The following is a 25,420-nucleotide window of genomic DNA, read 5'->3' as shown; positions in this document are numbered from 1 at the left end:
GCAACCCTGGGCCATCCACCCTTGAGGAGCGCAAATTGACACGCCAGCGCCCCCTTGTCGCCCGGCTCGCCATCGTCGGCGGCCTGGTGCTGATCGCGGCAGCCGCGCTGCTGCTCTGGCGGCACGCGAGCGCCCCGCCGATCTACCACTATGTGGTCGGCGAGACCCTGCCCGCGTCCGACGCGGGGGCGCTGTCCGCCTACGCCGAGGCCGGCTACACCCTGCGCCGCGCCAGCGTGCAGGCACCGGAACGGGACACGCCGCTTGCCACCCTGGACATCGCCGAGACCAGCGCGGGGCCGCTGCTGGTGAACTGGCAGGCGCGCGTCGATGACCCCTTCCTCACCCTCGCGGTACCGCCGGAAGACGTGGCGGCGCTCGCGCAGGTGCTCAAGCGCCATGTCTCCGGGGATGCCACGGTGCTCGCCTGGTGGGACAGCTCGCGCCAGTTCAAGACGCTCGCGGGTGTCGACGTCAACTTTGCGAGCCACCTGGGCCTGCCGCTCTTCGTGCCGGCGCACTGGAGCGGCAGCCGCGCGAGCGTGGAAGCCATCGAGCGCTCGTTCTGGAGCAGCGGCGACGCGGCTGCCGCCGCCGGCGAGCGCGAACGCTTCCGGCGCTTCGGCGAGGCTCTGGTGTCACCTGAAGCCGAAGGCATCGCGGCGCTGCGCGCCCTGGCCGGCGAAGGCAAGCGCGTGGTGCTCGTGCTGCACTGGCGCGACGTGATCCTGCTCGGCCAGATGTTCCCCGACAAGCTCGGCGTCGCCTTCCAGGATTTCGGCGCGACCAACGACGTGCACGGCATGGTGCGCCGCGTGCACGCCTGGCTGCAGGAGCACAAATACACCGCCTACGGCGTGCTGCAAGGCGGTGGCCAGCCCCTGCGCGCCATCGCGCTGACGGATGAGCCCTCGGGCAACACCCTGGCCGCCCGGCTGCTGCCGTTCATGGGAAACGCCCAGCACGACGTGCAGGGCGCAACCCTGGTCTATCAGACGGGGGGCTTCTCGGTGTATGAAATTGCGCCTGCGGGCGACGCGGACGCGGCCGTGCGGCAGGCCCAAGAAGGTTGACCAGCGCCGCGGCCTCGGCTCCACCGGGCGCGGCGCAGCACCTCCGCTGCGCGCCGCGCCGGCATGCCGGCCCGCCTTGCGGCGCGGCAGAAGCGAAATTCGGGGCACGCGCTTGCGGTGATCAGCGGCTCGGCCTTGCCAAGGAGAACGACCGATGCTCGGTTTTGTAGCGCTGACCGCGGCCATGGTGCTCACTGCACTGCTGGCGGTGCTGTTCCCCCTGCTGCGCCGCAGCCAGCGCCCGCTGCAGCGCGGCGAGGATCTGGCGGTGCTCGCCGACGGCCTGCGCGAGCTCGATGCGGCGCTGGCTGCGGGCGATGTGGGCGCAGCCGAGCACGAGAGGGCGCGCCTGGAGCTGCAGCGCCAGGCGCTGCAGGCCGACCAGGCGGCGCACGCTCGGGCCCAGTCGAGCCAGCAGGCCAACTGGGCCATCGCCCTGGCCACCGCCGTGGTACTGCCGCTGCTGGCGGTGGGCGTCTACTTGACGGTGGGACAGCCTGGGGCGCTCCATCCGCCTGCGGCAGCCGCACGCAGCGCCAGCGCGGGGGGCGCGCCGCACGCCCAGGACGACGCCGCGGTGGCCGCGCTGCAGGCACGCCTGGAGCGCGACGGTGGTGACGCCGACGGCTGGGTGCTGCTGGCGCGCTCCTACTACCAGATGGGCCGCATCAGCGACGCGCTGACGGCCTACGGCAAGGCGACGAAGCTGAGCGGCGACAACGCCGATCTCTGGGTCGAGTACGCCAACACCCTGGCGATCGCGCACCAGCGCGACCTCTCGGGCGAACCCGCCCGGATGGTGCAGCGGGCCCTTGAGATCGACCCGAACAATCTCAACGCGCTGGCGTTCGCGGGCCTGGCGGCGTTCCAGCAGGACGACCGGGCGGCGGCGCTGGCCCACTGGCAAAGGCTCAAGGCCCTGCTGCCTGCCGACACCGGGGACGCCAAGCGCATCGACGACCTCATTGCCCGCGCCCGCGGCCAAGCGCCGGCCACGCCGCAGGCAGCCACGCCGCAGGCACCCGGGCAGACCGGCGACGCCAGCATCCACGGCACGGTCACGCTCGACGAGCGCCTGCGCGGCCAGGTGGCGGCGGCCGACACGCTGTTCATCTTCGCGCGCGCGGGCGATGGACCACCCATGCCGCTGGCCGCCGTGCGTACCCGCGCCAGCGGCTGGCCGGTCTCGTTCACGCTCGACGACAGCAGCGCCATGGCGCCGGACATGCGCCTGTCCAGGTTCGCCCAGGTGAGCGTGGTGGCGCGCATCTCGCGGCTCGGCACGCCGGCGCCGCAGCCGGGCGACATCGAAGGCAGCGTCGAGCAGGTCGCAGTGGGCAGCAAGGAGGTGCGCATCGTGCTCGACCGCGTCGTCGGCCGCTGAGGCCGCGCGCGGGCCACGTCGCGGGCGCCGGCTGCCGGTGCTCCTATGCAAGCGCCGGCGTCGCCGCCAGTGCGCGGCGCATGCGCAGCAGCGCCTCGCTGATTTCAGTCTCGTCGAGCGCGGCATAGCCCAGCAGAAGCACGCGCCGCAAGGGGTCGTCGGCCGCTACGTCGAGCATCAAGGCATTGCCCTTGTCGATACCGTAGACGCCCACTCCCCGGGCGCGCGCCAGCGTCTCCACCTCACCCGCACTGCCCTCGTGGGCTGGCAGATGCACCACCACGTGCATGCCGCCCTCCCGGCCATCGACCCACCATTGCGGCAGAAAGTGCGCGAGCCCGGCGCACAGGTGGTTGCGCCGGGCGGCATAGGACTGGCGCATGCGCCGCAGGTGCTGTGCATAGCCGCCTTCGGCAATGAAGGCCGCAAGCGCCGCCTGTTCCAGCCAAGGCTGGCAATTGTTGAGCAGGGCCTTGGCATGGCAGCTGGGCTCGACCAGATCGGCCGGCAGGACCATGTAGCCTATGCGCAGACCCGCGCCCAGGCTCTTGGAGAAAGTGCCCAGGTAGATCACCACGTCGTCCCGGTCCAGGCTCTTGAGCGCCGGCAGCGGCGTGCCGTCATAGAAGAAGTCGCTGTCGTAGTCGTCCTCGACGATGATTCCGCCGCTGGCACGCGCCCAGTCCAGCAAGGCCTGGCGCCGGGGCAACGAGAGCGTGGCCCCGAGCGGGTATTGGTGCGAGGGGGTGGTGTAGACGAGCGCAGCGGCCTCGGGCAGGCGCGCCGGGTCTATGCCGTCGCGGTCCACGCGCACCGGCAGCAGCGTCGCGCCATGGTTGATGAAGACATTGGCCGCACCACGGTAACAGGGGTTTTCGACCGCCACCTGCACGCCGGGCTTGATCAACAGGCAAGCCAGCAGGTTCAGCCCCTCCTGTATGCCGTTGGTGATGACGATGCGCCCGGGTTCGGTGGCAATGCCGCGCGTCGCACCCACATGCGTTGCGATGGCCACGCGCAGGGCATGCAGGCCTTGCGGGTCACCGTAGTCGCACAGGTGCCGGGCGTTGCCGCGCAGCATGCGCATGAGCAGCGACTGCCAGAGCCGCAGCGGAAAGAGCCGCGCGTCGGGGCGTCCCACCCAGAAGTCGAACGGCAGTTCGCTGGCGTGCGGCGGCAGCACCTGATGGGACTGCACGCGCAGCGCCAGATGGCGTCCCTGACGCCGCGGCTCTGGCGCGGCGAAGTGGCTGGGCGCCAGGGGCAGGACCGACGGCCCTTCGTGCAGCGGGCGTGCGGTCACGAAGGTGCCGGCCGGCTCGCGCGCCTCGATCAGGCCCTCGGCCACCAGCCGCGCATACGCGCCCATCACGGTGTTGCGCGACACCTTGAGGTCGGCGGCCAGTTCACGGCTGGCCGGCATGCGCGCGCCCGGCGCCAGCCGACCATCCAGAATCAGGGTACGGATCTGCCCGGCAATACGCGTCTGCAGATTCTTGCCCGATGCGCCGTCGAGCCGTATGGGCAGCTGCATGGGTGACTCCTCCACAGTCCGCCACGCGTCCGCGCGACAGGCCGCGGCGCACGCAGCATCACCAAGCCAAAGAATTTCTCCCGTCAGCGCATGTTACATGGCTTGCGCCGCTAAAGCAGCAACGGCGCAGCCATGGCTCCACGGCGTTGCGCCGCATGGACCTAATCGGCGCTGCCCTGGAGCGCAAACACCAGCAGCAGCTCGTTGCGCTCCGGCAGGCGCCGGTAGTGCATGGCGCGCGTGTAGTGGCGCATCAGGCGCAGTCCATGCCCGCCGGGCACGGCCTCTTCGAGCGATGCTGCAAGCTCGGGGCTCGCCTTGTGCGTGGGATCGAAGGGCGCTCCATCGTCCGCCACCAGCAGGCCCATCCCGCCTTCGAGCCGGCCAAACGCCAGCCACACCTGCGCCGGTGCGCCGCCCGGCGCGCGCGCATTGGCGGTGACGTTGGCCAGCGCCTCGTCCGCGCACAGACCGACGGCAAAGCCCAGCTGCGCCGGCAAGTCCAGTTGTTCACACAATGCCTCCAGCCAGGCCAGCGACGCGGCCACCGCCTGGGCGCCGCTGTCCGGGGCGAACTCATGCGGAGCTTGCTGCCAGACGGGCCAGGGCTCGGGTGTTGTGCCAACCGTCATGTGGACGCCGCAGCGCGGGGGTGTGCAACAAGGCGATGGGCGCTAGAACCTGGCCAGCGCATCCTGGCGCGTGGCCTGCACGTCCAGGATGGCGAGAAAGCCGCTGATCTCGAACACCTCGCGCACGTGCGGCTGCATCGCGCACAGCACCAGGCGTCCGCCCTCCTGCTTCATGCGCTTGGCCAGCACCAGCACCAGGCGCAGGCCGGCGCTGGAGATGTAGTTGAGCCCGGAAAAATCCAGCACCAGGTTGCGCGCACCGCCATCGACTAAGGCCAGCAGCCGCGATTCCGCTTCCGCCGCATTGGCGCTGTTGATCTGCCCCTGCAGCGGCACGATGGTGGCCGTGGCGGTGGTCTCGGGAACGATGTCCATGGGTGAATGCCTCTCGGAACGCGCAGCTTCGGCCGGCGCAATGCGGATATCGCGGATGATAGCGTTCACTCCAGTCCCTGCCTGCGCATGCCCTTGTTCCACCTGCCTGCCCGCCCCGCCCCGCACCGTCGCGTGCCCGACCTCGCTTACGCTGCCAACGAGCGCCCGCCGGTGTCGGCCCTGTGGGTACTGGCGCTGCAGCATGCGGCCACCGCCATGGCCTTCATCGCCTACGTGCTGGTGACCGCGCGCCTGGCGGGCCTGTCGCGCGCGGACACCCAGACCATGGTCGCGCTGACCCTGCTGGCGATGGCATTGACCACCGCCATGCAGGCCTGGGGCGGGCGCTGGGGCGCGGGCGTGCTGGTGGTGAACATTCCCAGCGCCATGATGATCACGCTGGCCGCCAGTCTGCTGGGCGCCTACGGCCTGGGCGCCATGGCGCCGGCCGCGCTGGTGCACGGGCTGGTGTCCCTGGCCATGGTGCCGCTGGTGCGCCGCACCCGCCCGCTGTTTCCGCCGCCCGTCGTCGGCACGGTGATCTGCATGGCGGGTGTGGCGCTGGTGGCGGGCTCCATCCAGCGCGCGCTGGGGCTCACGCCCGGGCAGTGGAGCGTCGACGCCGCCAGCGCCGCGGTGGCCGGCGTCACGCTGGCGGGCATTGTCGGCCTGTCGGTCTGGGGCAGGCGCCTGCGCCTGATGGCCCTGCTGCTGGCCATGGCGGCCGGCGTGGCGGTGGCGGCGCTGCTCGGCAGGCTGGAGGGCACGCAGGCCCTGTCGGACGCCGCGCTGCTGGCCCTGCCCGAGCTGGCCGCGCCGCGCTGGCACCTGCAGGGCGACGTGCTGCTGGCCGTGGCGCTGGTGGCCATCCTCTCGCAGCTCGACACCCTGGGCAGCGTGATCATGCTCGACAAGATGGAAGACGCCGACTGGCGTCGCGCCGACATGGCGGCCATAGGCAGGGGCATACAGGCCAACGGCGTGGGCAACCTGCTCATGGGCCTGCTCGGCGCGCTGCCTACCTCCACCAGTTCGGCCAACATCGCGCTGGCCTATGCCACGCGCTCCACGGCCCGCGCCATCGGCCTGGCGGTGGCGGCGCTGCTGGCGCTGGCGGCCTTCCTGCCCAAGCTGACGCTGGCGCTCACGCTGGTGCCCGAGCCGGTGCTCGGCGCGGTGGGCCTGTACGCGGCGGGCTATCTGATGGTCTCCGGCATGCAGCTGACGGTCTCGCGCGCGATCGACAGCCGGGTGCTGTTCGCCGTCGGCCTGTCGCTGTCCGCAGGGCTGGCGGTGATGCAGATGCCGCAGCTGGCGCAGCAGGCGCCCGAGGGGCTGCGCTTTTTGCTGGGCAACGGTTTTGTCGTGGCAGGGGTGCTGGTGATCGCGCTGAACCTGCTGTTCCGCCTGGGCGTGGCGCAGCGCGCGCGCCAGGCCCTGCACGCGCCGGCTGAGGAGCTGCACGGCGAGATCACCAACTTCGTCGAGACCCGCGGGGCCGCCTGGGGCGCGCGCCGCGACGTGGTCCAGCGCGCCGCCATGGCCGCGCTGGAGGCCGCCGAGGCCATCCTGGCCAGCCCCGCACCCGCCGGCACGGACGCGCGCCGGCTCAGTGCCATCCGCGGGCAGTTCGACGAATTCAATCTGGACATCGAGCTGCTGCACAGTGGCGCGCCGCTGCGCCTGGGCGGCGGCCAGGCGCAGCTGCCCGATCCCGCGGCCCTGCTGGACGGCGCGGACGACAGCGCCATCGACGCCGCGCTGGCGCCCCTGTCGGGGCAGCTGCTGCACTACCTGGCCGACCGGGTCAGCACCGGCGCGAGCGCGGGACAGTCCTTCGTGCGCCTGCATTTCGAGCACTGAAACGCCCGACGCCCGCCGCCTGCCGCGGGCACGCGCGCCGCGCAGGCTAGACTGCAGCCATTCAGAGCCCGCCAGAGGCCTTGCCACGGAGACGACACCATGCGAGTCAATTGCGCCGCCGGCGCGCAGCCCGAGCTTGCCGCGCCGCCCAGCGTGCAGCAGTTCTGCGCAATCACCACGCCCTATTTGCCCGAAGCGGACAGCGAGGCGGCCTTCATCACCGCCATGCGCGACATCACGCGCTGGCACCAGCAGCGCTCGCCCTGGTATGCCAGGCTGCTGGCGCAGCACCAGGTGGACGTGGATGCGTTGCGCACCCTCGACGACCTGATCGCGCTGCCGCCGGTGCATGCCAATTTCTTCAAGCAGCATGAGATCCTGAGCGTGCCCGAAGACGCCATCACGCTGCACCTGACTTCGTCCGGCACCACGGGGCAGAAGTCGCAGATGTTCTTCGACGCCTTCACCATAGGACACGGGCGGCGCATGGCCGACGACTGCATGCAGGCGCGCGGCATGGTCAGCAGCGAGCCCGCGCACTACCTGGTGAACGCCTACGAGCCCTGCGACGGCCTGCGCGTGGGCACCTCCAACACCAACCAGTACCTGATGCGCTACGCCCCCGCGGCCGAGGTGTTCTGGACGCTGCGCGCGCTCGGCCAGGGGCAGCACGAGTTCGACGCCTTTGGCGCGGTGGCCAGGCTGCAGCGCTGGGCCGAGGGCAGCACGCCGGTGCGCATCATCGGCTTTCCGGCCTTCCTGCACTTCACGCTGCAGCGGCTGGAAAAAATGGGCGTCCCGCCGCTGCAGCTGGCCCCGGGCAGCGCGGTCATCCTGGGCGGTGGCTGGAAGGGCCATGCCGACCAGGCCATCGCCAAGGAGGCAATGCACGCCAGCATCGCGCGCCAGCTGGGCATCGCCGGCGAGCGCATCGTGGAGACCTTCGGCTCGGTGGAGCACAGCATCCCCTACACCAGCTGCAAGCACAACCACCTGCACCAGCCCACCTGGTCGCGCGTGCTGGTGCGCGACGTGGCCACGCTCGGGCCGCTGGCGCACGGGCAGGCGGGCTTCCTGTCCTTCCTCTCTCCCTACATCACCAGCGTGCCGGCGCACAGCGTGGTGATGGGCGACCTCGGCGTGCTGCACCCCGCACACAGCTGCGGCTGCGGCACGCCCACCCCGTGGTTCGAGATCCTGGGCCGGGCGGGCACCTCCTCGAACAAGAGCTGCGCGGCCGCGGCGGCCGAGCTGCTGCCTGCGGGCTGATGCCTGGCTGCCGCAAGAATATGAATGAAAAACGGCTCAAACGCTTGCCAGTCAAGCGCCAGCAGCTATGAATACCGAGAAACACCAAACCCGCCATTGCAAGGACACCGCACCATGAGCTCCCCCCTGGCCCCCACCGCCTGCTACTGGTTCGGGCGCTGGCTGCAGGCTGAAGAATTGCCCGCCGCGCTGCAGGGCTTGTCCGCACACATCGACGCCACCCTGCCCCGGCCCTTCCCGCTGCAGGCGCTGGTCGCGGCCTGCCACAGCGTATCGCGGCAGATCAGCGACCGCACCGGCTGCTACCCGGCCCTGCTGCGAGAGGCACTGCGCACCAGCACCGAGGCCGACGCGCTGGCCATGCTGCAGGCCATGGCCGCCATCCTGGACCAGGACGCACTGCACGAAAAACTGCGCAGCGAGCTGGGCAGCCACTACCCCGGCACGCTGCAGCGGCGCTACCCCGGCCGCCAGTTCGAGGCCTGGGCGGCCTGCGGCTGCGTGGTGCACATCGCGCCATCCAACGTCTTCACCGTGGCCGCGCTCGGCCTGGTGGAGGGACTGCTCACGGGCAACGTCAACGTGGTCAAGACCAGCGCGCGCGACGGCCACGTGGCCCAGCTGTTTGCCCAGGCGCTGGTGCAGGCCGACGTGTCCGGGCACCTGGCCGACTACATCGCGGTGCTCGCCCTGCCCTCCAGCGAGCAGCAGGCGCTGCGCCAGCTCATGGCCTGCGCCGACGCGGTCTCCGCCTGGGGCGGCGAAAAGGCCATGGCCGCGGTGCGCTCCATGGTGCCCGGCCACGCGCGCCTGATCGCCTGGGGGCACAAGGTGTCGTTTGCCTACCTGGCGGCCGACAGCCTGGACGACGACGCGGCGCTGGAAGGCTTTGCGCGCGACGTCTGCCGCCTGGACCAGCAGGCCTGCTCCAGCCCGCAAACATTGATGGCTGAAACCGACGAGGCCGGGCTGCACGCGCTGGCGCAGCGCCTGGCGGCGCTGCTGACGCGCATCTCCCCCGCCATCGCCGCACAACAGCCGGACAGCGCCGAGCAGGCCGAAATCACCAGCGTGGTGAGCGTGGTGCGCAGCGAGCAGGCGCTGGGCCTGACCCGGGTGATCGAAGACCCCGCGGGCGGCTGGCGCATCCTGCTGGACACCCGCCCGGGACTGCGCCCCTCACCACTCTTTCGCAGCATCTGGCTCAAGCCGGTGCAGCGCAGCCAGCTTGCGGCGCAGCTGCGCCCCATGCGCGCCTGGCTGCAGACCTGCGGCCTGGCGGCGGGGCTGGCCAGCATCGCGCCGCTCGCGCGGCTGCTGCTCTCGGCCGGGGTCACGCGCATCACCCGTCCCGGCGAGATGGTGGACAGCTACCTAGGCGCGCCGCACGACGGCATGTACGCGCTGCAGCAGCTGGCGCGGCGCGTCTCGGTCGACGGCCCCGAGCTGCTGCGCGAGCATGGCCAGATCGACGCGCTGGAAGCGCCCGAGCGCATGCCGCCGCCGGCCGCGCCCATCCTGAGCAAGGCGGGCTTTCAGGCACTCGAAGGGGTGGACCCGAAGGCCGGCGTCATCGTGCGCAGCGGCGGCTCCAGCGGCAAGATCGCCTACGCGGGCTACCGCTGGAGCGACTTCGACGTGCAGATGGCCACTTCGGGCGACGGCCTGGTGGCCGCGGGGCTGGAGCCCGGGCGCGACTGCGTGATGAACCTGCTGCCCGCGGGCAGCCTCTACGGCGGCTTCATCAGCTTCTGGGGCATTCTGGAGCGGCTGAAGGTGCGCCAGCTGCCCATGGCCATGTCGCCGGACTACGACTTCATCGCCGAGCAGATCATCGCCCACGGCGCCAACACCCTGATCGGCGTGCCGCCGCACCTGCTGGCCCTGTTCAAGGCCCAGGGCCAGCGCCTGCGCGCCTGGGGCGGGGTGCAGAAAATCTTCTACGGCGGTGAAGCGCTCTCCGGCGCCCAGCAGCGCTTTCTCACCCAGGACTGCGGCGTGGCCCTGGTGCGCTCGGCCGCCTACGGCTCCAACGACGCCGGCCCCATGGGCTACCAGTGCGCGCACGGCGGCGGCGGCGTGCACCACCTGTACACGCGGCTGCAGACGCTGGAGATCGTCGAGCTGGACAGCGACACCCCGGTGCAGGGCGAGGCCGTCGGGCGCCTGATCTTCACCCCGCTGGTGCGCGGCCTGCCGCGCATCGAGCGCTACGAAATCGGCGACCTGGGCCGCTGGCTGCCCGGCCCCTGCGCCTGCGGACGCCAGGAGCCGCGCTTCGAACTGCTGGGGCGCCTGGGCGACGTGTTCAAGGCCGGTCCGCTGATGCGCTACGACAGCTTTGTCAAGCTGCTGGGCGAACGCTTTGCCTACCCCGGCCCGGTGCAGCTGCACCTGCATGCGCACCAGACGCACACCGAACTGGAAATCCGCCTGGACAACCAGTGGAACAGCGCCGACGACCAGGCCGCCATAGCCCACCTGCTGGCCAGCTATCCGCCGCTGCAGGACTGCCAGAGCCTGGGCATCGCGCTGGCGCTGCGCATCAGCGTGCACGAGGACAGCGGCTTCACGCGCAACCCCGTGAGCGGCAAGATCATCCACATCTGCGACCACCGCGTCGGCGCCTGAACGCGCCGGCCAGTGCAAGGAGAGCCTCCCATGCCCCCGATTTCACCGCCTCCGCCCTCGCTGCTGCCCGAGCTGCTCGCCTTCGTGCGCGCCCGCTCGCCCTTCTACCGCGACTATTGGGCCCAGGTGCCGCCCGCCAGCGCCAGCCTGAGCGACTACCCGGTGCTGGACAGCCGGCGCTTCTGGGCCGCCAACACCGTGCAGGGCAACCAGGTGCTCACCGCACCCCTTGACAGCGGCATCACCTTCAAGAGCGGCGGCACCACCGGCCAGCCCAAATATTCGGTCTTCACCAACGCCGAATGGCAGGCCTTCACCGAAAGAAGTGGCGCGCGCCTGCGTGTGCTGCTGCGCGCCGGCGACCGCGTGGGCAACCTGTTTTACGCCGGCAAGCTTTATGCGTCCTTCCTGTTCTCGCAGCGCGTCATCGAGGCGGCGGGCCTGGGCGTAGGCTATCCCATCGCGGGCGACGACCTGCACGAGGCACTGGCCATCTGGCGCCAGTTCGACCTGAACGTGCTCGCCGGCGTGCCCACCACCCTCATGAAGCTGCTGGAGCTGCTCACGCCCGAAGACCGCGAGCGGCTGTCCCTGCGCCTCATCCTGTTTGCCGGCGAGCCCATGTTCGCCGACCAGATCGCGCGCGTGCAGGCCCTGTTTCCGGACTGCGTGGTGCGCTCCATCAGCGTGGCCGGCGTGGACTACGGCGAGCTGGGCTGGACCGAGCCCGACGCCGAGCCCGGCGTGCACCGCAGCTACGACGAAAGCACGGTGCTGGAGATCATCGACGAGGGCAGCGGCGCGCCCATTGACGCGACGGGGGTGCCCGGACGCCTGGTCGTCACCAACCTGCTGCGCCGCCTCATGCCCATCGTGCGCTACCCGGTGGGTGACCGCGGCGAGTGGGTGGACCCGCCGGGCACGCCCGAGCGGCGCTTTCGCCTGCTGGGGCGCACCGAGGAAGGCGCGCGCGTGGGTCCGATGACGCTGTACGTAGACGACATCCGCCAGGCGCTCACCACGCTGCAGGCGCAAGGCGTGCTGCAGGGCTTCAAGGACTTCCAGCTGCTGATCTCGCACCATGGCGAGCGCGACGAATGCTGCCTGCGCCTGGCGCTGGCCGAGCCGGCCAGCCTGGGCGAGCTGGGCGCGGCGCAGATTGCCCGGGCCCTCTATGCCGCACGCCCCATGTTCAGCGACCTGCTGGAGCAGGGCGTGGTGCACCCGCTGCGCGTGCAGGCGGTGACGCTCGATGGCCTGCAGACCAACGCCCGCAGCGGCAAGCTGCTGCGCGTGCTGGACCAGCGCCATGGATGAGCCGCCGGCCACCACCGCCGCAGGGCTGGTGTGCCCCTGGCTGCAACTGCAGCTGCCCGCCAGCCTTGCCGCCCTTGCGCCGCTGCAGGCCGTGCTGCAGCAGCAGGCGCAGCTGCTCGGCTTCGACCATGCCAGCGTGCAGCGCATCTGCGCCGCCTGCGACGAGGCCCTGGGCACGGTGCTGCACCTGGGGCACGACGCCGGCGACGACGCCAGCAACGAGCTGCAGGCCAGCATCCGGCTGCAAGGCCCGGCCCTGGAGCTGCGCCTGTCGGACAACGGTCTGCCCTACGACCTGAGCCTGCTGCCGCACTACGACCCCCAGGCTCCCGAGGCCGCCGATGAAGACGGCGCCGGCCTGGCCGCCTTCCTGATGCAGCGGCTGGCCGACCACTGCGAAGTGCTCAACCAGGGCCAGCAAGGCCACCACGTGCTGCTGCAATGGATGCTGCCCCAGGCTGCAGCGGGCGCGGCGAACCCGCCGCCCGCAGACACCACGCAGCCGCCGGATGCCACCGCCCAGGCCAGGGCGGCGGCCGCCATCCGGCCGATGCAGCCTGAAGACGCCATTCACCTGGCGCGGCTGATGTTTCGCACCTACGGCTATTCCTACACCAACCCCGACATGTATACCGCCGAAGGCATCCAGGGCAGGCTCAGCGACGGGCGTCTGACCTCCTGGGTGGCGGTGCATGGCGAGCAAGGCGTCCCCGTCGGGCATATCGCGCTGCTCAAGCCACAGGCCGACGACCCCGCGGTGGAAATCGGCACCGCCGTCGTCGCCCCGAGCGAGCGCGGCAGCGCGCTGTTCACCCGTCTCGTCACCACGGTGCAGGAGGCGCTGCCCCGCAGGCCGGAACGCGTGGCCTTCCTGCACGCGGTGGCCGCGCACCCGTATACGCAGAAAACCTTCAACCACCTCTGCTACCACCCCACGGCACTGCTGCTCGGGCTGATTCCGGGCAGTGCCAGCTTTCGCGGCATCGCGGGGCGCCGCCAGGGCGAGCGCGTGAGCGCCTTTCACAGCTGCAGGCTGCTGCAGCCGGTCGAGCCGCTGCAGGTGTGGCTGCCACCCGCGCTGCTCGAGCTCGTGCAGCCGGGCGCGCGCGCCATCGGCCTGCCTCTGCTGCCGCAACAGGAAGGGGCGCCGGCACTGGAGGGCGACACACAGCTGAGCAGCCAGGTCGTGCAAGACATGGGCGCGGCCTTCCTCACGCTGCAGCACGCAGGCCCGGACTTGCACACGGCCCTGGCGCGCCAACTGCGCGCACTGTGCCGCGCGCGCATGGATGCGATCTACCTGCACCTGGATGCGGGCCAGGTCCATGCTCCCGCGGTGTGCGCGGCCGCGCTGGCGCTGGGCTTCATTCCGGCCGGCCTCACGCCCTTCATGCCCTGGCCGGCCACGCTGTGCCTGCAGTACCTGAACAACCTGGAGCTCGACGAAACCCAGGTGCATGCCGTCGGCCCCGCAGCCGAGGCGCTGCGCAGCGCCCTCTTCAAGGCCTGGCGCGCGCGGGAATGGCTGGATTGAAGCGCCCGCCCTACCCCCGCCTCAAGCCGCAGGCGTGACCGGCAGCCCGGCGCAGGATTCGGGCGCATGCGTGGGAAACACCTCGCCCAGGAAGTCGAGAAAACTGCGCACCGCGGGCGACATGCCACGGCGCGAGGCAAACACCGCATGCACGATGGACTTGGGCTGGCTCCATTCGGGCAGCAGCCGCACCAGGCTGCCCTCGGCCAGCTCGCGGGCCACCATGTAGTCCGGCAGCCAGCCCATGCCGGTGCCGGCCATGGCGGCGAACTTGAGCGACAGCAGGTCGTCGATCACGCAGCGCGGCACCAGCTCCACGGTCTGCATCCGGCCCTGCGCGCCTATCAGGCGCACACTGGCGCGCCCCTCGCTCTCCGAGGGCATGAGCACGTCCATGCCCGCAAGCTCATCCAGACTGCGCGGCGTGCCCTGGCGCCGCAGCTGCGCGGGGCTGGCCACCAGTACCTGGCAGACCTCGTCCAGGCGCTTGACCACCATGGAGCCGCTGTCTTCCAGCGAGCTGCGCACGCGCAGCGCCACGTCCACGCCCTCTTCCACCACATTCACCACGCGGTTGCTGATCTGCAAGTCCAGCCGCACCTCGGGGTAACGGTCCAGATAGAACGGCAGCTGGCGCGCCAGCACCGTCTGCGCCAGCGTCACCGGGCAGGTCACGCGCACCGTGCCGCGCGGCTCGGCCTGCACCTGGGCCACGGCGTCGGCCGCTGCCTGCGCCGATTCGCGCACCGCCACGCAATGCGCCAGAAAGGCCTGGCCCGCGTCCGTGAGCGAGAGCGTGCGCGTGGTGCGCTGCAGCAGGCGCACGCTCAGCTGCGCCTCCAGCTCGGAGATGCGCCGCGACAGGCGGGACTTGGGTATGCCCATTGCCCGTCCCGCAGCGGCAAAGCTGCCACGCTCCACCACCTCGGCGAAGTAGAGCATGTCGTTCAAATCATGCATGGTTCTATTTTCAGGACAATCAAACACTGAAACACCTATCAATACCGGATAGGCGCGTGTTTGATAATACTGCTTGCGCAAGTTTCCGGGCTAAGCCGGCGCATTGCCTATCTTTACCGTCCCCACACACCACCTCGCAAGGAGAAGAACATGAGCAAGGTCCAACTCGCAGTCATCTACTACAGCAGCTATGGCACCAACCACCATCTGGCGGAAATTGCGGTCAAGGCGGCCGAAGAAGCCGGCGCCCAGGTGCGCCTGCGCAAGGCCGCCGAAACTGCGCCGCAGGCGGTCATCGACAAGGTGCAGGCCTGGAAGGAGTTCCAGCAGAAGACGGCCGACGTCGCCGAAGCCAAGCCGGAAGACCTGCAATGGGCCAATGCCTTCCTGTTCAGCGCGCCCACGCGCTTTGGCACCGTGGCAAGCCAGATGCGCGCCTTCATCGACACGCTGGGTCCGATCTGGCAGAAGGGCGACCTCGCCGGCAAGGCGGTGAGCGTGATGACCAGCGCGCAGAACCTGCATGGCGGCCAGGAATCGACGCTGCTGGGCATGTACACCACGTTTGCGCACTGGGGTTCGGTCATCGTGCCGCCGGGCTTTACCGACCCTGCGATGTTCAAGGGCCTGGGCAACCCCTATGGCGCCAGCAGCACGATGGGCGAAATCAAGGACGAGGTGCAGGACATCGTGCGCTACCAGGTGCGCCGTCTGCTGCAGGTCGCCGGCAAGCTGATCGCCTGATCCCCTGCCGCAAGGCCGTGACGCACGCCACCTCCGGGTGGCGTTTTTCATGCCTGCGCCCGCTCGCCCCGGCGGCGCTACCAGGCCCCCTTGTGCTCGGGCACCTGGTGCACCAGCGCCAGCAGCGCGCCCACCACGGCCAGCGCGGTCACCGCATAGATCCAGGCCTGCGCAACGCCGGGGTCGCGCACGGGCGCCAGCACCGCCGTGCTGACCGAGATGAAGACGATGGTGCCCACCTGCATGAACATCGAGCGCATCGCCGCCACCGAAGAGGAATGCTGCGGCGCCAGTTGCAGGCCGGCGTTGCGGCTGGCCGGGTTGATGATGCCCATGCCCACGCCCGCCAGCAGCGCGCCGCCGGCCAGCCAGGCATAGGGCGTGACGCCCAGTTGCGGCGCCATGGCCAGCACCAGCAGGCCCGCCGCCGTGATCGCGCCGCCCACGGCAATCGGCGCGCGGTAGCCGGTACGCCTGAGCGCCAGCACCGCCAGCACCGACATGACCACCGAGGCCAGGCCCTGGGCGATCAAGAGCGTGCCCGAAGCCAGCGCGTCGATCCCGTAGCGGTTGGTGGCGTACAGCGGCGCCAGCACGATGGCCCCCAGCGGCACCCCGCCCAGCAGCACGTTGACCAGGTTCACCACCCCGAAGTCGGGGCCATGGAGCAGTCGCGGCTCTATGAAGGGCTCGCACGTGCGCGCCAGATGGCGCACGAAGGCCCAGCCCGCCACCACCGACACCGCCAGCGGCGCCCACACCAGCGGCGCGAGAAAGGACACGCCGCGCTCGCCCAGGTAGTTCACGCCCAGCATGCCGCCAAGCACGCAGGCGGCCAGCAGCACCATGCCGGTCACGTCCAGGCTGCCCGCGCTCTGGTGGTGCTTGCGGTCGTGCGGAATCAGGCGCCAGGCAAAGAACAGGATCACCGCGCCGAGGGGCACGTTCACCAGAAACACCCCGCGCCAGTCCCAGTAGTGGACGAACAAACCGCCGAAGATCGGCCCGATCATCGCCCCGATGGGGAAGATGCTGCCGAACAGGCTCACCGCCCGGTCGCGCGCGCTGCCGAAGTGGTCCACGATGATGCCCGTGGCCGAGGGCGTGAAACCGGCTCCGCCCGCGGCCTGCAGGATGCGCAGCGCGATCAGCGTGTAGATGTCGGTCGCCAGCCCGCACAGCAGCGAAGCCAGCGTGAACACCACCACCGAGGCGATGAACACCCGCCGGCGCCCGTAGCGCTCGCTGAGCTTGCCGGTGATGGGCACCGCCACCACGAAGCCCAGCGAATACGCCGTCAGCGTCCAGCCTGCCCAGTTGATGGTGGTGCCCAGGCCGTGTTGCAGCGCATGCAAGGCCGTCGCGACGATGGTCGAGTCGATGGACATCATCAAGAGCGCCAGCGCGATCACCAGGAAGATGCGCACGCGCGGCACCGGGGTCTGGGCGTCGTCGGCGGCGCCGGCGTGGGGCTGTTCTTGTTCTTGCATGTTCCGAGTGTGCCCGAGCGCGCCCAGCGCTGCCGGGCGGCGCACGCATGGCAAACTTGCCGGTTTTCGCGTTGTGTCCGCCCCTCCCATGCAAGCCATCCTGCGGCAGATCGCCGCTGAAATCCACGCCACCGAATCCCAGGTCAAGGCCGCCGTCGATCTGCTCGACGGCGGGGCCACCGTCCCCTTCATCGCCCGCTACCGCAAGGAGGCGACGGGCGGCCTGGACGACGCGCAGCTGCGCGAGCTGCAAACCCGCCTTACCTACCTGCGCGAGCTGGTCGACCGCCGCGCCGCCGTGCTCAAGAGCATCGAGGAGCAAGGCAAGCTCACACCCGAGCTGCGTGCCGCCATCGAAGCTGCGCCGACCAAGCAGGAGCTGGAAGACCTCTACCTGCCCTACAAGCCCAAGCGCCGCACCAAGGGGCAAATTGCGCGTGAATTCGGCATCGAGCCCCTGGCCGACGCGCTGTGGGCCGACCCGCAACTGGACCCGCAAGCTGCCGCACAGCCGTACGTGAGAACTGAAAAAGGCGAAGGGGGAGAAGACTTCACCACCGTGCAGGCGGTGCTCGACGGCGTGCGCGACATCCTGAGCGAGCGCTGGACCGAAGATGCCGCCCTGGTGCAGAACCTGCGCGAGTGGCTCTGGGCTGAAGGCCTGCTGCAGAGCAAGCTCGTCACCGGCAAGAACGAAGCCGACCCCGAAGTAGCCAAATTCCGCGACTACTTTGACTACGACGAGCCCATGGCGCGCGTGCCCAGCCACCGGGCGCTGGCGGTGTTCCGCGGACGGCAGCTGGAAATCCTGGATGCCAAACTGGTGTTGCCTGAGGCTTTGCCTCCCTCCCCCGCTGGGGGAGGGTCGGGGTGGGGGCCAGCGAAGGCAGTGCCTTACGCAGGCCAGCCCTCATCCCCGCCTTCCCCCAGCGTAGGAAAGAGCAACAGCCCCAGCCTGGCCGAAGGCCGCATCGCGCTGCACCTGGGCTGGAGCCACCAAGGGCGCCCTGCCGACGACCTGCTGCGCAAATGCATCGCCTGGACCTGGCGCGTCAAGCTCGGCCTGTCACTGGAGCGCGACCTGTTCGCCCGCCTGCGCGAAGCCGCCGAAGCCGTGGCCATCAAGGTCTTTGCCGACAACCTGCGCGACCTGCTGCTGGCCGCGCCCGCCGGGCAGAAGGTGGTGATGGGGCTCGATCCCGGCATCCGCACCGGCGTGAAGGTGGCGGTGGTGGACGCCACCGGCAAGCTACTGGAAACCGCCACCATCTACCCGCACGAACCCCGGCGCGACTGGGACGGCAGCCTGACTGCTCTGGGGCGCCTGGTGCAAAAGCACGGCGTGCAGCTGATCGCCATCGGCAACGGTACTGCCAGCCGCGAGACGGACAAGCTGGCTGGCGAGCTGCTGAAATTAATACAAAATATGCCTCAAACCCATACTGGGCAAGCGCAAGCAGCTATTCAAAAAGTAGTTGTCAGCGAGGCTGGAGCCTCGGTCTATTCGGCCAGCGAATACGCCTCACAGGAACTGCCGGACGTGGACGTGAGCCTGCGCGGTGCAGCCAGCATCGCGCGCCGCCTGCAAGACCCGCTGGCCGAGCTGGTGAAGATAGACCCCAAGAGCATAGGCGTGGGCCAGTACCAGCACGACGTGAACCAGAGCCAGTTGGCGCACACCCTGGACGCGGTGGTGGAAGACTGCGTGAACGGCGTGGGGGTGGACTTGAACACCGCCAGTGCCCCGCTGCTGGCGCGCGTCTCGGGCCTGACGCAGACCACCGCCAAGGCCATCGTGCGCTGGCGCGAGCAGCACGGCGCTTTTGCCAGCCGCCAGCAGCTGCTCAAGGTTACCGGCCTGGGGCCGAAAACCTTCGAGCAATCTGCGGGCTTCTTGCGCATACGCGGCGGTGAAAACCCGTTGGACGTGACCGGCGTGCACCCCGAAACCTATCCGGTCATCGAACGGATCATCACCCAGACCGGCAAGCCCATAGACCAGCTCATGGGCCGCACCGAAGTGCTCAAGAGTCTGAAGCCCGAACAATTTGCCACGCCGCAGTTTGGTGCCATCACCGTCAAGGACATCCTGCAGGAGCTGGAAAAACCGGGCCGCGACCCCCGCCCCGACTTTGCCGTGGCCCGCTTCAACGACGGCGTGCAAGACATCGCCGACCTCAAGGAAGGCATGGTGCTTGAAGGCACGGTGAGCAACGTCGCCGCCTTTGGCGCCTTCGTCGATCTGGGCGTGCACCAGGACGGTCTGGTGCACGTGAGCCAGCTGGCCAACCGCTTCGTGGCAGATGCCCGCGAAATCGTCAAGACCGGCCAGATCGTGAAAGTGAAGGTGCTGGAAGTGGACGCGGCGCGCAAGCGCATCAGCCTGACGATGAAGCTGGACGCAGCCCCCACGCGGCGCGACGCCCCGCGTGAAAACCGCTACGAAGCCGCGGGGCGCAGCGCGCGCACCCGTGTCGACGCACCGCCAGCCACCACGATGGCTTCGGCCTTCGAGAAGCTCAAGGGTCTACAAGGGCGCTGACTGCTGCCAGCACGGCTTACTGAACTCAAGTTCGGCATAACGCGCAACGACGTCCGTTTGGATCATCGTCACGTGGCCGCCTTGTAGAGATTGCGGCAATAGTGGTAAGGGTGCCGATCCCGGAAACGGAGGGTGTGCAGAATTTTGTGTAAACGGACAATCCACCGCCGGCGTAAGCCGGCCTGTCCGTAAGCACAATGAACACCAAGAAACACGACGTACCCGAAGAACTGCTGTCTGGCCTGCTGGCCAACTACAAGAAGCCCGAAGACCTCATCGGCGAGAACGGTCTGCTCAAGCAACTGACCAAGCTGCTGGTCGAGCGAGCCCTGGACGCTGAGCTGACTGAGCACCTGGGCCATGAACGCAACGAGGCGGTGGCCAACCCCAGCGGGAACACCCGCAACGGCAAGAGCAAGAAGACCCTCAAGGGCGATTTCGGCGAGTTGCCCATTGAGGTGCCCCGCGACCGCCATGGCAGCTTCGAGCCTCAGCTCATCCCCAAGCACCAGACCCGCTGGGCCGGCTTCGACGACAAAATCATCTCGCTGTACGCCCGTGGCATGACGGTGCGCGAGATACAGGCCCACCTCGAAGAGATGTACGGCACCGAAGTTTCGCCCAGCCTGATTTCCTCGGTGACCGATGCCGTGGCCGACGAGGTCAAGGCCTGGCAGGCCCGACCGCTGGAGCCGATTTATCCCATCGTCTATCTGGACTGCATCCATGTGAAGGTGCGCGAGGGCGCGGTGCGGGTCAAGGCGGTGTACCTGGCCATCGGCATCACCATGACGGGCGACAAGGAGGTGCTGGGCCTGTGGCTGGCCCAGACCGAGGGCGCCAAGTTCTGGCTGCAGGTGGTCACCGAGTTGCGCAACCGGGGCGTGCAGGACATCTTCATCGCCTGCGTCGATGGGCTCAAGGGCTTTCCTGACGCCATCGAGGCCGTCTTCCCCCAGGCGGTTGTGCAACTGTGCATCGTTCACATGGTGCGCCACAGCCTGAACTACGTCTCATGGAAGCGCCGCAAAGAGGTGGCGGCCGACCTGCGCCGCATCTACACGGCCACCACTGCCGAAGAGGCCGAGCTGATGCTCGGTGAATTCGAGGCCCGCTAGGATGCCGAGTACCTGCCCATCGGCCAGTCCTGGCGCAGGAACTGGAGCCGCTTGACCCCGTTCTTTGACTACCCGCCGGAAATCCGCAAGGTCATCTACACCACCAATGCCATCGAGTCGGTGAACATGAGCCTGAGGAAGCTGACCAAGAACCGGGGCTCGTTCCCCAGCGACGAGGCGCTGACCAAGCTGTTCTACCTGGCGCTGCGCAACATCAGCCAGAAGTGGACCATGCCCATCCGGGATTGGAAGGCCGCGCTGACCCGCTTTACCATTCAGTTCGGAGACCGCATCTCCGTCAATTGAAGTCCGACCCGTTTACACAAAAATTCGGACACGCCCTCAAGAAACCAACGGCGGGCTGTTCTTGGCGTTTCACCGCTGATCGCTGCTGCAGCCACACCGGCCAGATTCAACCGTGCTGCCATCTCCTCGGCATGGTTTTTCGAATTCGCGAAAAAGAGAATGGAGCGCTCCGCACTGTTCTGAATGCACTGCAGCAGCCGTTCGTTGCGGCGCTGGTCACCCGCCAAGCGCTGGTTGATCGCCTCCAATAGGCGGTCAAAATCCAAACCCTCGCACACCGGGATCTGGCTCAACTGACTCTGTTCATCGTCCGTCAGCCCACCCCAATCCAGTGCCTCATAACTTGGCCGAGCCAGTACTCCCCGAGCCTGCAGGCACGTACCTGGACCCTCATCACCGTGAAGGCGATGACATTTCGCCCCGCTCGCGCCAATACCCGGGCCGTCGGCTCTGATGAGCGACGGCAAGCACCAGGACTTCCTGATCAATGGTCACGTAGATGATGGAGTACGGGAAACGCCGCATGACCAAACGCCGCTTGCCGTGCAACCATTGCGCCCCAAGCAAAGGGTATTCCTCCAGCAGCGCCATGGCACGTTCAAATTCACCGAGGAAGACCCGTGCCAGCAAGGCTCCAGCGCGCCCCCGGTAATACTCGGCAGCTTCCCACAGATCGGTTGCTGCCTCCGGGTGCAGCGAATACGTCACTGGAACTCAGCTTTCAGGCGCGCCAGCGTTTTCGTCCCCGGAAGGGGCAACGTCGCACCGCTGACCAGCTCCGCATGGCGTCGCTCGACTTCCGCTGCCCAAGCGGTCTCCACATCGGGATCAGTGTCCAGGCTGGCAATCAGCTTCTCGATCAAGCGAGCACGCTCAATAGCAGGCAGGTTCAGAGCCTGCGCCTGCAGCGCTTCTACAGTCTGTGACATGACTGGCACCTCCAAGGGATGACTTCCATACGCGGTCAGTTTACTCAGTGTCGCGTGTTCCGCCGCTCCGGCACGCGAGCCACTTGTCCGCTTCCACAACCACAACCAGCAGATATCAGTGACGGCTGCGCTGCACCGTCAGCGGCGCCATGATCGCCTGTCCCGGGGCAGTGCAGCCGCTGTCGCAGCACTTGCCGGGTTCGCGGTTTTGCGTGATGGGACGGTTCGGGTCATGCACCACGCCGCGCTCCAGCAGGCGCTCCACCAGTTCCACCTTGCTGCCCACGGGGTAGTTGCGCCAGATCTCCTGCTTCATCGCGGCGGGCGAGCCACCGCCGTGCAGGCTGATGAGCGAATACCAGCCGCCCTGGTAGGAAGCCGTGAGGTCCTCGATCAGGCGCGCGGCTTCGATGCGCTTGTCGTACGGCACCGCCGGGTTGGCGCGCAGCACCTCGGACAGGCTGGCGCTGGTAGCCGGGTTGTGGTCTTCATCCGGCCCGGGCAACGCCACGATCAGCCCGCCCGACACCTCATGCGCCAGGCGGTGCATGTCGTAGATCTGCGTGGCCAGCAACAGCTTGCCGATGTTGGCGAAGACCGGCTCGGGCATGAAGGTCTTGCTGTATTTGTCGGGTGCGGCATAGACGCTCGCGGCCACGCCGCAGGCGTAGAAGCCCTCGACGATCTTGATCAGCTCCACCATGGGTTCGCGCAGGCTGCTGACCTTGCCCGGGTCGTCAAAACCGTTGGCCTCGCACATCAGCGCGCCCGCGCCGATCAAGAGGTCGCCAAAGCCGGCGCGCGCCGCGATGCAGCTGTGGCGGTGGTGCGTGGCATAGCTGTAGGTAAGGATGTGGCTGTGCTCCCAGTCGCCGGCGTAGAACACCCGCTCCCAGGGCACGAAGACTTCCTCGAACAGCACCACGGCGGTGGACTGGCCGTATTTGCGCGAAAAGAGCGCATCGCCATGTTCCAGCTTCTCGCCCGGACGCCCGGCCACGCGCGAGACGATGGTGACACCGGGCGCATCCACCGCCACCGCGCAGCACACGGCAAAGGCCGCGTCCTGCGGGCCCATGTTGCGGCTGGGCATGACCAGCAACTCGTGCATGTAGGGCGCGCCGGTGACGATGGCCTTGGCGCCGCTGATCCAGACGCCCCTGCCGTCTTGGCGCACCACGTGCACGTAGGCGTCCTGCACGGGCTGCTCGTGCGGCTTCCGGGTGCGGTCGCCCTTGGCGTCGGTCATGGCGATGCCGATGGCCAGATCATGGTCCTGCACATGCTCCAGGTAGGCGCGAAAACGGTCACCGGCCTCACGCGTGCCGCTGGCATCGTCAATGGCGGCGGTGGCTTGCGCCAAGCCATTGAGTGCGTCGTGCGCCAGGTAGCGCTGGGCGCAGCCGGTTTCCTGGCAAAGCACGCGCACGGCTTCCAGCTTGTTCAGCAGATCACCCGCCGCCTCGTTCACGTGCAGCATGCGCGGCACCACCCTGGCGCGGCTGGTCTGGGTGGCCAGGGCTATCGGCGCCAATTCTTCGCGCAGGGCGAAGTCGTAGGTGTAGGCCAGCGCGTTCACGCCCGGCGCAAGCTGGGGCGCGTCCGCCACGCTGTCGATCTGCTGGCCATCGACGAAGACGCGCGGCTTGAGGCGCCGCAGCGATTCGCGATAGGCCTCGCCGGTCATCAGTTCTACGCGGGGCAGGGTCGCCTGGGTGGACTCGGTCATGGTGCTTGCTCGAAAACGTGGATGACGACATTTGAACGGTGTTCAATCAAATTGTCAATCCTACAATGCGGGGTATGCCGCTCACCGGGAAGAAAACCAGTCCCAGGCCGCCCTCGACGCACGAACTGCGCGCCGAGCGCCGGCGCCGGCTGGCCGACGTGCGCCAGGAACTGGTGCTGGATGCGGCGCGTTCGGCCTTCTTCGAGCTGGGCATGGAAAAGACCAGCATCCGCGAGATCGCCCGCCGCGCCGGCTATACGCCGGGCGCGCTCTACAGCTACTTCCCGAGCAAGGAGCACATCTATGGCGCACTGCTGGGCGAATCGCTGGAGCGCCTGAACACCCAGGTGCAGCTGGCGCTTCAGGCGGCCGAAAGCCCCGCCGAGCGGCTGCGCGCGGGCGCCAGCGCCTTCTTCGACTTCTACCGCGTCAACCCGCACGACCTGGATCTGGGTTTTTACCTGTTCCAGGGCATGGCGCCGCGCGGCCTCACGCCCGAGCTCGATGCGCGCCTGAACACCCGCCTGCGCGACGCCCTGCTGCCCTGCCATGCGGCGCTGCAGGCGCTGGGCCTTGACAACGCACGCGCCACCGCCGAAGTCACGGCCCTGTTCGCCCACATCGTCGGGCTGCTGGTGATGAGCCACACCGGGCGCATACGCATGTTCGGCCAGTCTTCGCAGGCGCTGTTTGTCGCTTATCTGGACAGCCTCTCGGAGCGCGCGCAACGCCCCTGAAAAAAAGGGCCGCATGGATGCGGCCCCGGTAGTTCGGCACGCGCCTTCGGCGCGTTCAAAGCACCTCGAACACGCCCGCCGCGCCCATGCCGCCGCCGATGCACATGGTCACGCACACGCGCTTGGCGCCGCGGCGCTTGCCTTCGATGAGTGCATGGCCGGTCAGGCGCTGGCCGGTCGCGCCGTAGGGGTGGCCCACCGCAATCGCGCCGCCGTTCACGTTCAGGCGCTCAGCCGGAATGCCGAGCTTGTCACGGCAGTAGATGACTTGCACGGCAAAGGCTTCATTGAGCTCCCACAGGTCGATGTCGTCGACCTTCAGGCCCAGCTTCTTGAGCACCTTGGGTACCGCGAACACCGGGCCTATGCCCATCTCGTCGGGCTCGCACCCCGCCACCGCGAAGCCGAGGAAGCGTCCCAGGGGCTTCAGGCCCTTGCGGCTGGCGTAATCCTCGCTCACGACCACGCAGGCGCCCGCGCCATCCGAGAACTGGCTCGCGTTGCCCGCCGCCACCAGGCCGCCGGGCAGCGCCGGCTTGATGCCGCTGATGCCGGCCGCCGTCGTGCCCTCGCGCAGTCCCTCGTCCTTGCTGACGGTGACTTGCTTCGTGATCAGCCCCAGGGTCTTGTCGGCGATGCCCGCGGTCACGGTGATGGGCGCGATCTCGGCCTCGAACAGGCCTGCGGCCTGTGCGGCGCAGGCCTTTTGCTGGCTGGCCGCGCCGTATTCGTCCATGGCCTCGCGGCCGATGCCGTAGCGCTTGGCCACCTGTTCGGCCGTCTGCAGCATGCTCCAGTAGATCTCGGGCTTCTTCTTCTGCAAGGCCGGGTCGAACAGCATGTGCATGTTCATCTCCTGCTGCACGCAGGAAATGCTTTCCACACCACCGGCCACATAGACGTCGCCTTCGCCCGCGATGATGCGCTGGCTGGCCAGTGCAATCGTCTGCAGGCCGGAGGAACAGAAGCGGTTGACCGTCATGCCGCTGGTGGTCACCGGCAGGTCGGCCATCAGGGCGATCTGGCGTGCGATGTTCATGCCGGTCGCGCCCTCGGGGTTGGCGCAGCCCATGATGACGTCCTCGACTTGCGAGCCCTCGATGCCCGCGCGCTCGACGGCGGCGCGCACCACGTGGCCGCCGAGCGTGGCGCCGTGCGTCATGTTGAACGAGCCCTTCCAGCTCTTGGCGAGCGGCGTGCGGGCGGTGGAAACAATCACTGCGGAGGTCATGGCGATATTCCTTGTTCTGTGG

The 25,420-nt window shown here is 68.7% G+C and carries 20 protein-coding genes and 1 pseudogene; 11 read left to right on the top strand and 10 right to left on the bottom strand.

Translation table 11 applies throughout. The features are described 5' to 3' along the window. Positions 1-35: 35 nt before the first annotated feature. Entirely contained in the window at positions 36-1,073 is a 1,038-nt protein-coding gene (gene haoB, locus FOZ74_RS14365) for a hydroxylamine oxidation protein HaoB (protein WP_146913696.1), read from the top strand. A 154-nt stretch (positions 1,074-1,227) separates the two neighbouring features. Continuing rightward, on the top strand, positions 1,228-2,457 hold the full coding sequence (ccmI, locus tag FOZ74_RS14360) for a c-type cytochrome biogenesis protein CcmI (RefSeq protein WP_146913695.1): 1,230 nt from the start codon (positions 1,228-1,230) through the stop codon (positions 2,455-2,457). 43 nt (positions 2,458-2,500) lie between these two features. On the opposite strand, the gene pdxR is transcribed toward ccmI, so the two are convergent. The 3 genes from pdxR to FOZ74_RS14345 form a co-directional block, all read right to left on the bottom strand. After that, a complete protein-coding gene (gene pdxR, locus FOZ74_RS14355) occupies positions 2,501-3,991 on the bottom strand; it encodes a MocR-like pyridoxine biosynthesis transcription factor PdxR (protein ID WP_146913694.1) in 1,491 nt (496 codons plus the stop codon). A gap of 161 nt (positions 3,992-4,152) precedes the next feature. Further along, positions 4,153-4,623, bottom strand: coding sequence for an ATP-binding protein (locus tag FOZ74_RS14350; protein WP_146913693.1), 471 nt, complete (start codon positions 4,621-4,623; stop codon positions 4,153-4,155). A gap of 42 nt (positions 4,624-4,665) precedes the next feature. Next, a complete protein-coding gene (locus tag FOZ74_RS14345) occupies positions 4,666-4,998 on the bottom strand; it encodes an STAS domain-containing protein (protein ID WP_146913692.1) in 333 nt (110 codons plus the stop codon). Between the two features lie 87 nt (positions 4,999-5,085). Between FOZ74_RS14345 and FOZ74_RS14340 the strand changes: the two genes are divergently transcribed. The 5 genes from FOZ74_RS14340 (at position 5,086) to FOZ74_RS14320 (ending at position 13,612) form a co-directional block, all read left to right on the top strand. Then, positions 5,086-6,861, top strand: coding sequence for a solute carrier family 23 protein (locus FOZ74_RS14340; RefSeq protein WP_186764606.1), 1,776 nt, complete (start codon positions 5,086-5,088; stop codon positions 6,859-6,861). Positions 6,862-6,960: 99 nt separating this feature from the next. After that, positions 6,961-8,130 (top strand): LuxE/PaaK family acyltransferase, encoded by a 1,170-nt coding sequence (locus FOZ74_RS14335; RefSeq protein ID WP_146913690.1) that lies wholly within the window; start codon positions 6,961-6,963, stop codon positions 8,128-8,130. A 114-nt stretch (positions 8,131-8,244) separates the two neighbouring features. Then, positions 8,245-10,761 carry an acyl-CoA reductase gene (locus FOZ74_RS14330; RefSeq protein WP_186764605.1) on the top strand — a complete coding sequence of 839 codons (2,517 nt, stop codon included), beginning with the start codon at positions 8,245-8,247 and terminating at the stop codon, positions 10,759-10,761. Positions 10,762-10,791: 30 nt separating this feature from the next. Beyond that, positions 10,792-12,078 carry a phenylacetate--CoA ligase family protein gene (locus FOZ74_RS14325; RefSeq protein ID WP_146913688.1) on the top strand — a complete coding sequence of 429 codons (1,287 nt, stop codon included), beginning with the start codon at positions 10,792-10,794 and terminating at the stop codon, positions 12,076-12,078. Then, on the top strand, positions 12,071-13,612 hold the full coding sequence (locus FOZ74_RS14320; protein WP_186764604.1) for a GNAT family N-acetyltransferase: 1,542 nt from the start codon (positions 12,071-12,073) through the stop codon (positions 13,610-13,612). The genes FOZ74_RS14325 and FOZ74_RS14320 overlap by 8 nt, the downstream gene beginning before the upstream one ends. A 21-nt stretch (positions 13,613-13,633) precedes the next feature. Here FOZ74_RS14320 and FOZ74_RS14315 read toward each other — a convergent pair whose 3' ends face one another. Next, a complete protein-coding gene (locus tag FOZ74_RS14315) occupies positions 13,634-14,572 on the bottom strand; it encodes a LysR family transcriptional regulator (protein ID WP_146913686.1) in 939 nt (312 codons plus the stop codon). A gap of 150 nt (positions 14,573-14,722) precedes the next feature. Here FOZ74_RS14315 and wrbA point away from each other — a divergent pair, with 150 nt between their 5' ends. After that, positions 14,723-15,316 carry an NAD(P)H:quinone oxidoreductase gene (gene wrbA / locus FOZ74_RS14310; protein ID WP_146913685.1) on the top strand — a complete coding sequence of 198 codons (594 nt, stop codon included), beginning with the start codon at positions 14,723-14,725 and terminating at the stop codon, positions 15,314-15,316. A gap of 77 nt (positions 15,317-15,393) precedes the next feature. Here wrbA and FOZ74_RS14305 read toward each other — a convergent pair whose 3' ends face one another. Continuing rightward, a complete protein-coding gene (locus FOZ74_RS14305; RefSeq protein ID WP_186764603.1) occupies positions 15,394-16,806 on the bottom strand; it encodes an MFS transporter in 1,413 nt (470 codons plus the stop codon). 88 nt (positions 16,807-16,894) lie between these two features. Between FOZ74_RS14305 and FOZ74_RS14300 the strand changes: the two genes are divergently transcribed. Continuing rightward, positions 16,895-19,348, top strand: a complete 2,454-nt coding sequence (locus FOZ74_RS14300; RefSeq protein WP_146913683.1) for a Tex family protein — start codon at positions 16,895-16,897, stop codon at positions 19,346-19,348. A gap of 197 nt (positions 19,349-19,545) precedes the next feature. Then, positions 19,546-20,772 (top strand): annotated as a pseudogene (locus FOZ74_RS14295) (IS256 family transposase). Here FOZ74_RS14295 and FOZ74_RS14290 read toward each other — a convergent pair. From FOZ74_RS14290 to FOZ74_RS14275, 4 genes are all read right to left on the bottom strand, one after another. Further along, entirely contained in the window at positions 20,742-21,065 is a 324-nt protein-coding gene (locus FOZ74_RS14290; RefSeq protein WP_146913682.1) for a hypothetical protein, read from the bottom strand. The pseudogene FOZ74_RS14295 and the gene FOZ74_RS14290 sit on opposite strands and share 31 nt — an antisense overlap. 100 nt (positions 21,066-21,165) lie before the next feature. Beyond that, positions 21,166-21,480 (bottom strand): type II toxin-antitoxin system RelE/ParE family toxin, encoded by a 315-nt coding sequence (locus FOZ74_RS14285; RefSeq protein WP_146913681.1) that lies wholly within the window; start codon positions 21,478-21,480, stop codon positions 21,166-21,168. Beyond that, a complete protein-coding gene (locus tag FOZ74_RS14280; protein WP_146913680.1) occupies positions 21,477-21,701 on the bottom strand; it encodes an addiction module protein in 225 nt (74 codons plus the stop codon). The genes FOZ74_RS14285 and FOZ74_RS14280 overlap by 4 nt, the downstream gene beginning before the upstream one ends. A 115-nt stretch (positions 21,702-21,816) precedes the next feature. Continuing rightward, entirely contained in the window at positions 21,817-23,430 is a 1,614-nt protein-coding gene (locus tag FOZ74_RS14275) for a 4-hydroxyphenylacetate 3-hydroxylase N-terminal domain-containing protein (RefSeq protein WP_146913679.1), read from the bottom strand. A gap of 74 nt (positions 23,431-23,504) precedes the next feature. On the opposite strand from FOZ74_RS14275, the gene FOZ74_RS14270 reads away from it, so the two are divergent. Further along, positions 23,505-24,167, top strand: a complete 663-nt coding sequence (locus tag FOZ74_RS14270) for a TetR/AcrR family transcriptional regulator (RefSeq protein ID WP_146913678.1) — start codon at positions 23,505-23,507, stop codon at positions 24,165-24,167. Between the two features lie 55 nt (positions 24,168-24,222). Here FOZ74_RS14270 and FOZ74_RS14265 read toward each other — a convergent pair whose 3' ends face one another. Next, positions 24,223-25,398, bottom strand: a complete 1,176-nt coding sequence (locus FOZ74_RS14265) for an acetyl-CoA C-acyltransferase (RefSeq protein WP_146913677.1) — start codon at positions 25,396-25,398, stop codon at positions 24,223-24,225. Positions 25,399-25,420 lie beyond the last annotated feature (22 nt).

It is taken from the genome of Comamonas flocculans (assembly GCF_007954405.1).
GTDB lineage: Bacteria > Pseudomonadota > Gammaproteobacteria > Burkholderiales > Burkholderiaceae_C > Comamonas_C > Comamonas_C flocculans.
The sequence above is the reverse complement of the archived record's forward strand: the minus strand, read 5'-3'. Positions and strand labels throughout refer to the sequence as shown.

Excerpts from the sequence above, each read along its gene's own strand:
- ccmI (WP_146913695.1), top strand. The coding sequence starts at position 1,228 with ATGCTCGGTTTTGTAGCGCTGACCGCGGCCATGGTGCTCACTGCACTG.
- pdxR (WP_146913694.1), bottom strand. The coding sequence starts at position 3,991 with ATGCAGCTGCCCATACGGCTCGACGGCGCATCGGGCAAGAATCTGCAG.
- FOZ74_RS14350 (WP_146913693.1), bottom strand. The coding sequence starts at position 4,623 with ATGACGGTTGGCACAACACCCGAGCCCTGGCCCGTCTGGCAGCAAGCT.
- FOZ74_RS14345 (WP_146913692.1), bottom strand. The coding sequence starts at position 4,998 with ATGGACATCGTTCCCGAGACCACCGCCACGGCCACCATCGTGCCGCTG.
- FOZ74_RS14340 (WP_186764606.1), top strand. The coding sequence starts at position 5,086 with ATGCCCTTGTTCCACCTGCCTGCCCGCCCCGCCCCGCACCGTCGCGTG.
- FOZ74_RS14335 (WP_146913690.1), top strand. The coding sequence starts at position 6,961 with ATGCGAGTCAATTGCGCCGCCGGCGCGCAGCCCGAGCTTGCCGCGCCG.
- FOZ74_RS14330 (WP_186764605.1), top strand. The coding sequence starts at position 8,245 with ATGAGCTCCCCCCTGGCCCCCACCGCCTGCTACTGGTTCGGGCGCTGG.
- FOZ74_RS14325 (WP_146913688.1), top strand. The coding sequence starts at position 10,792 with ATGCCCCCGATTTCACCGCCTCCGCCCTCGCTGCTGCCCGAGCTGCTC.
- FOZ74_RS14320 (WP_186764604.1), top strand. The coding sequence starts at position 12,071 with ATGGATGAGCCGCCGGCCACCACCGCCGCAGGGCTGGTGTGCCCCTGG.
- FOZ74_RS14315 (WP_146913686.1), bottom strand. The coding sequence starts at position 14,572 with ATGCATGATTTGAACGACATGCTCTACTTCGCCGAGGTGGTGGAGCGT.
- wrbA (WP_146913685.1), top strand. The coding sequence starts at position 14,723 with ATGAGCAAGGTCCAACTCGCAGTCATCTACTACAGCAGCTATGGCACC.
- FOZ74_RS14305 (WP_186764603.1), bottom strand. The coding sequence starts at position 16,806 with ATGCAAGAACAAGAACAGCCCCACGCCGGCGCCGCCGACGACGCCCAG.
- FOZ74_RS14300 (WP_146913683.1), top strand. The coding sequence starts at position 16,895 with ATGCAAGCCATCCTGCGGCAGATCGCCGCTGAAATCCACGCCACCGAA.
- FOZ74_RS14280 (WP_146913680.1), bottom strand. The coding sequence starts at position 21,701 with ATGTCACAGACTGTAGAAGCGCTGCAGGCGCAGGCTCTGAACCTGCCT.
- FOZ74_RS14275 (WP_146913679.1), bottom strand. The coding sequence starts at position 23,430 with ATGACCGAGTCCACCCAGGCGACCCTGCCCCGCGTAGAACTGATGACC.
- FOZ74_RS14270 (WP_146913678.1), top strand. The coding sequence starts at position 23,505 with ATGCCGCTCACCGGGAAGAAAACCAGTCCCAGGCCGCCCTCGACGCAC.
- FOZ74_RS14265 (WP_146913677.1), bottom strand. The coding sequence starts at position 25,398 with ATGACCTCCGCAGTGATTGTTTCCACCGCCCGCACGCCGCTCGCCAAG.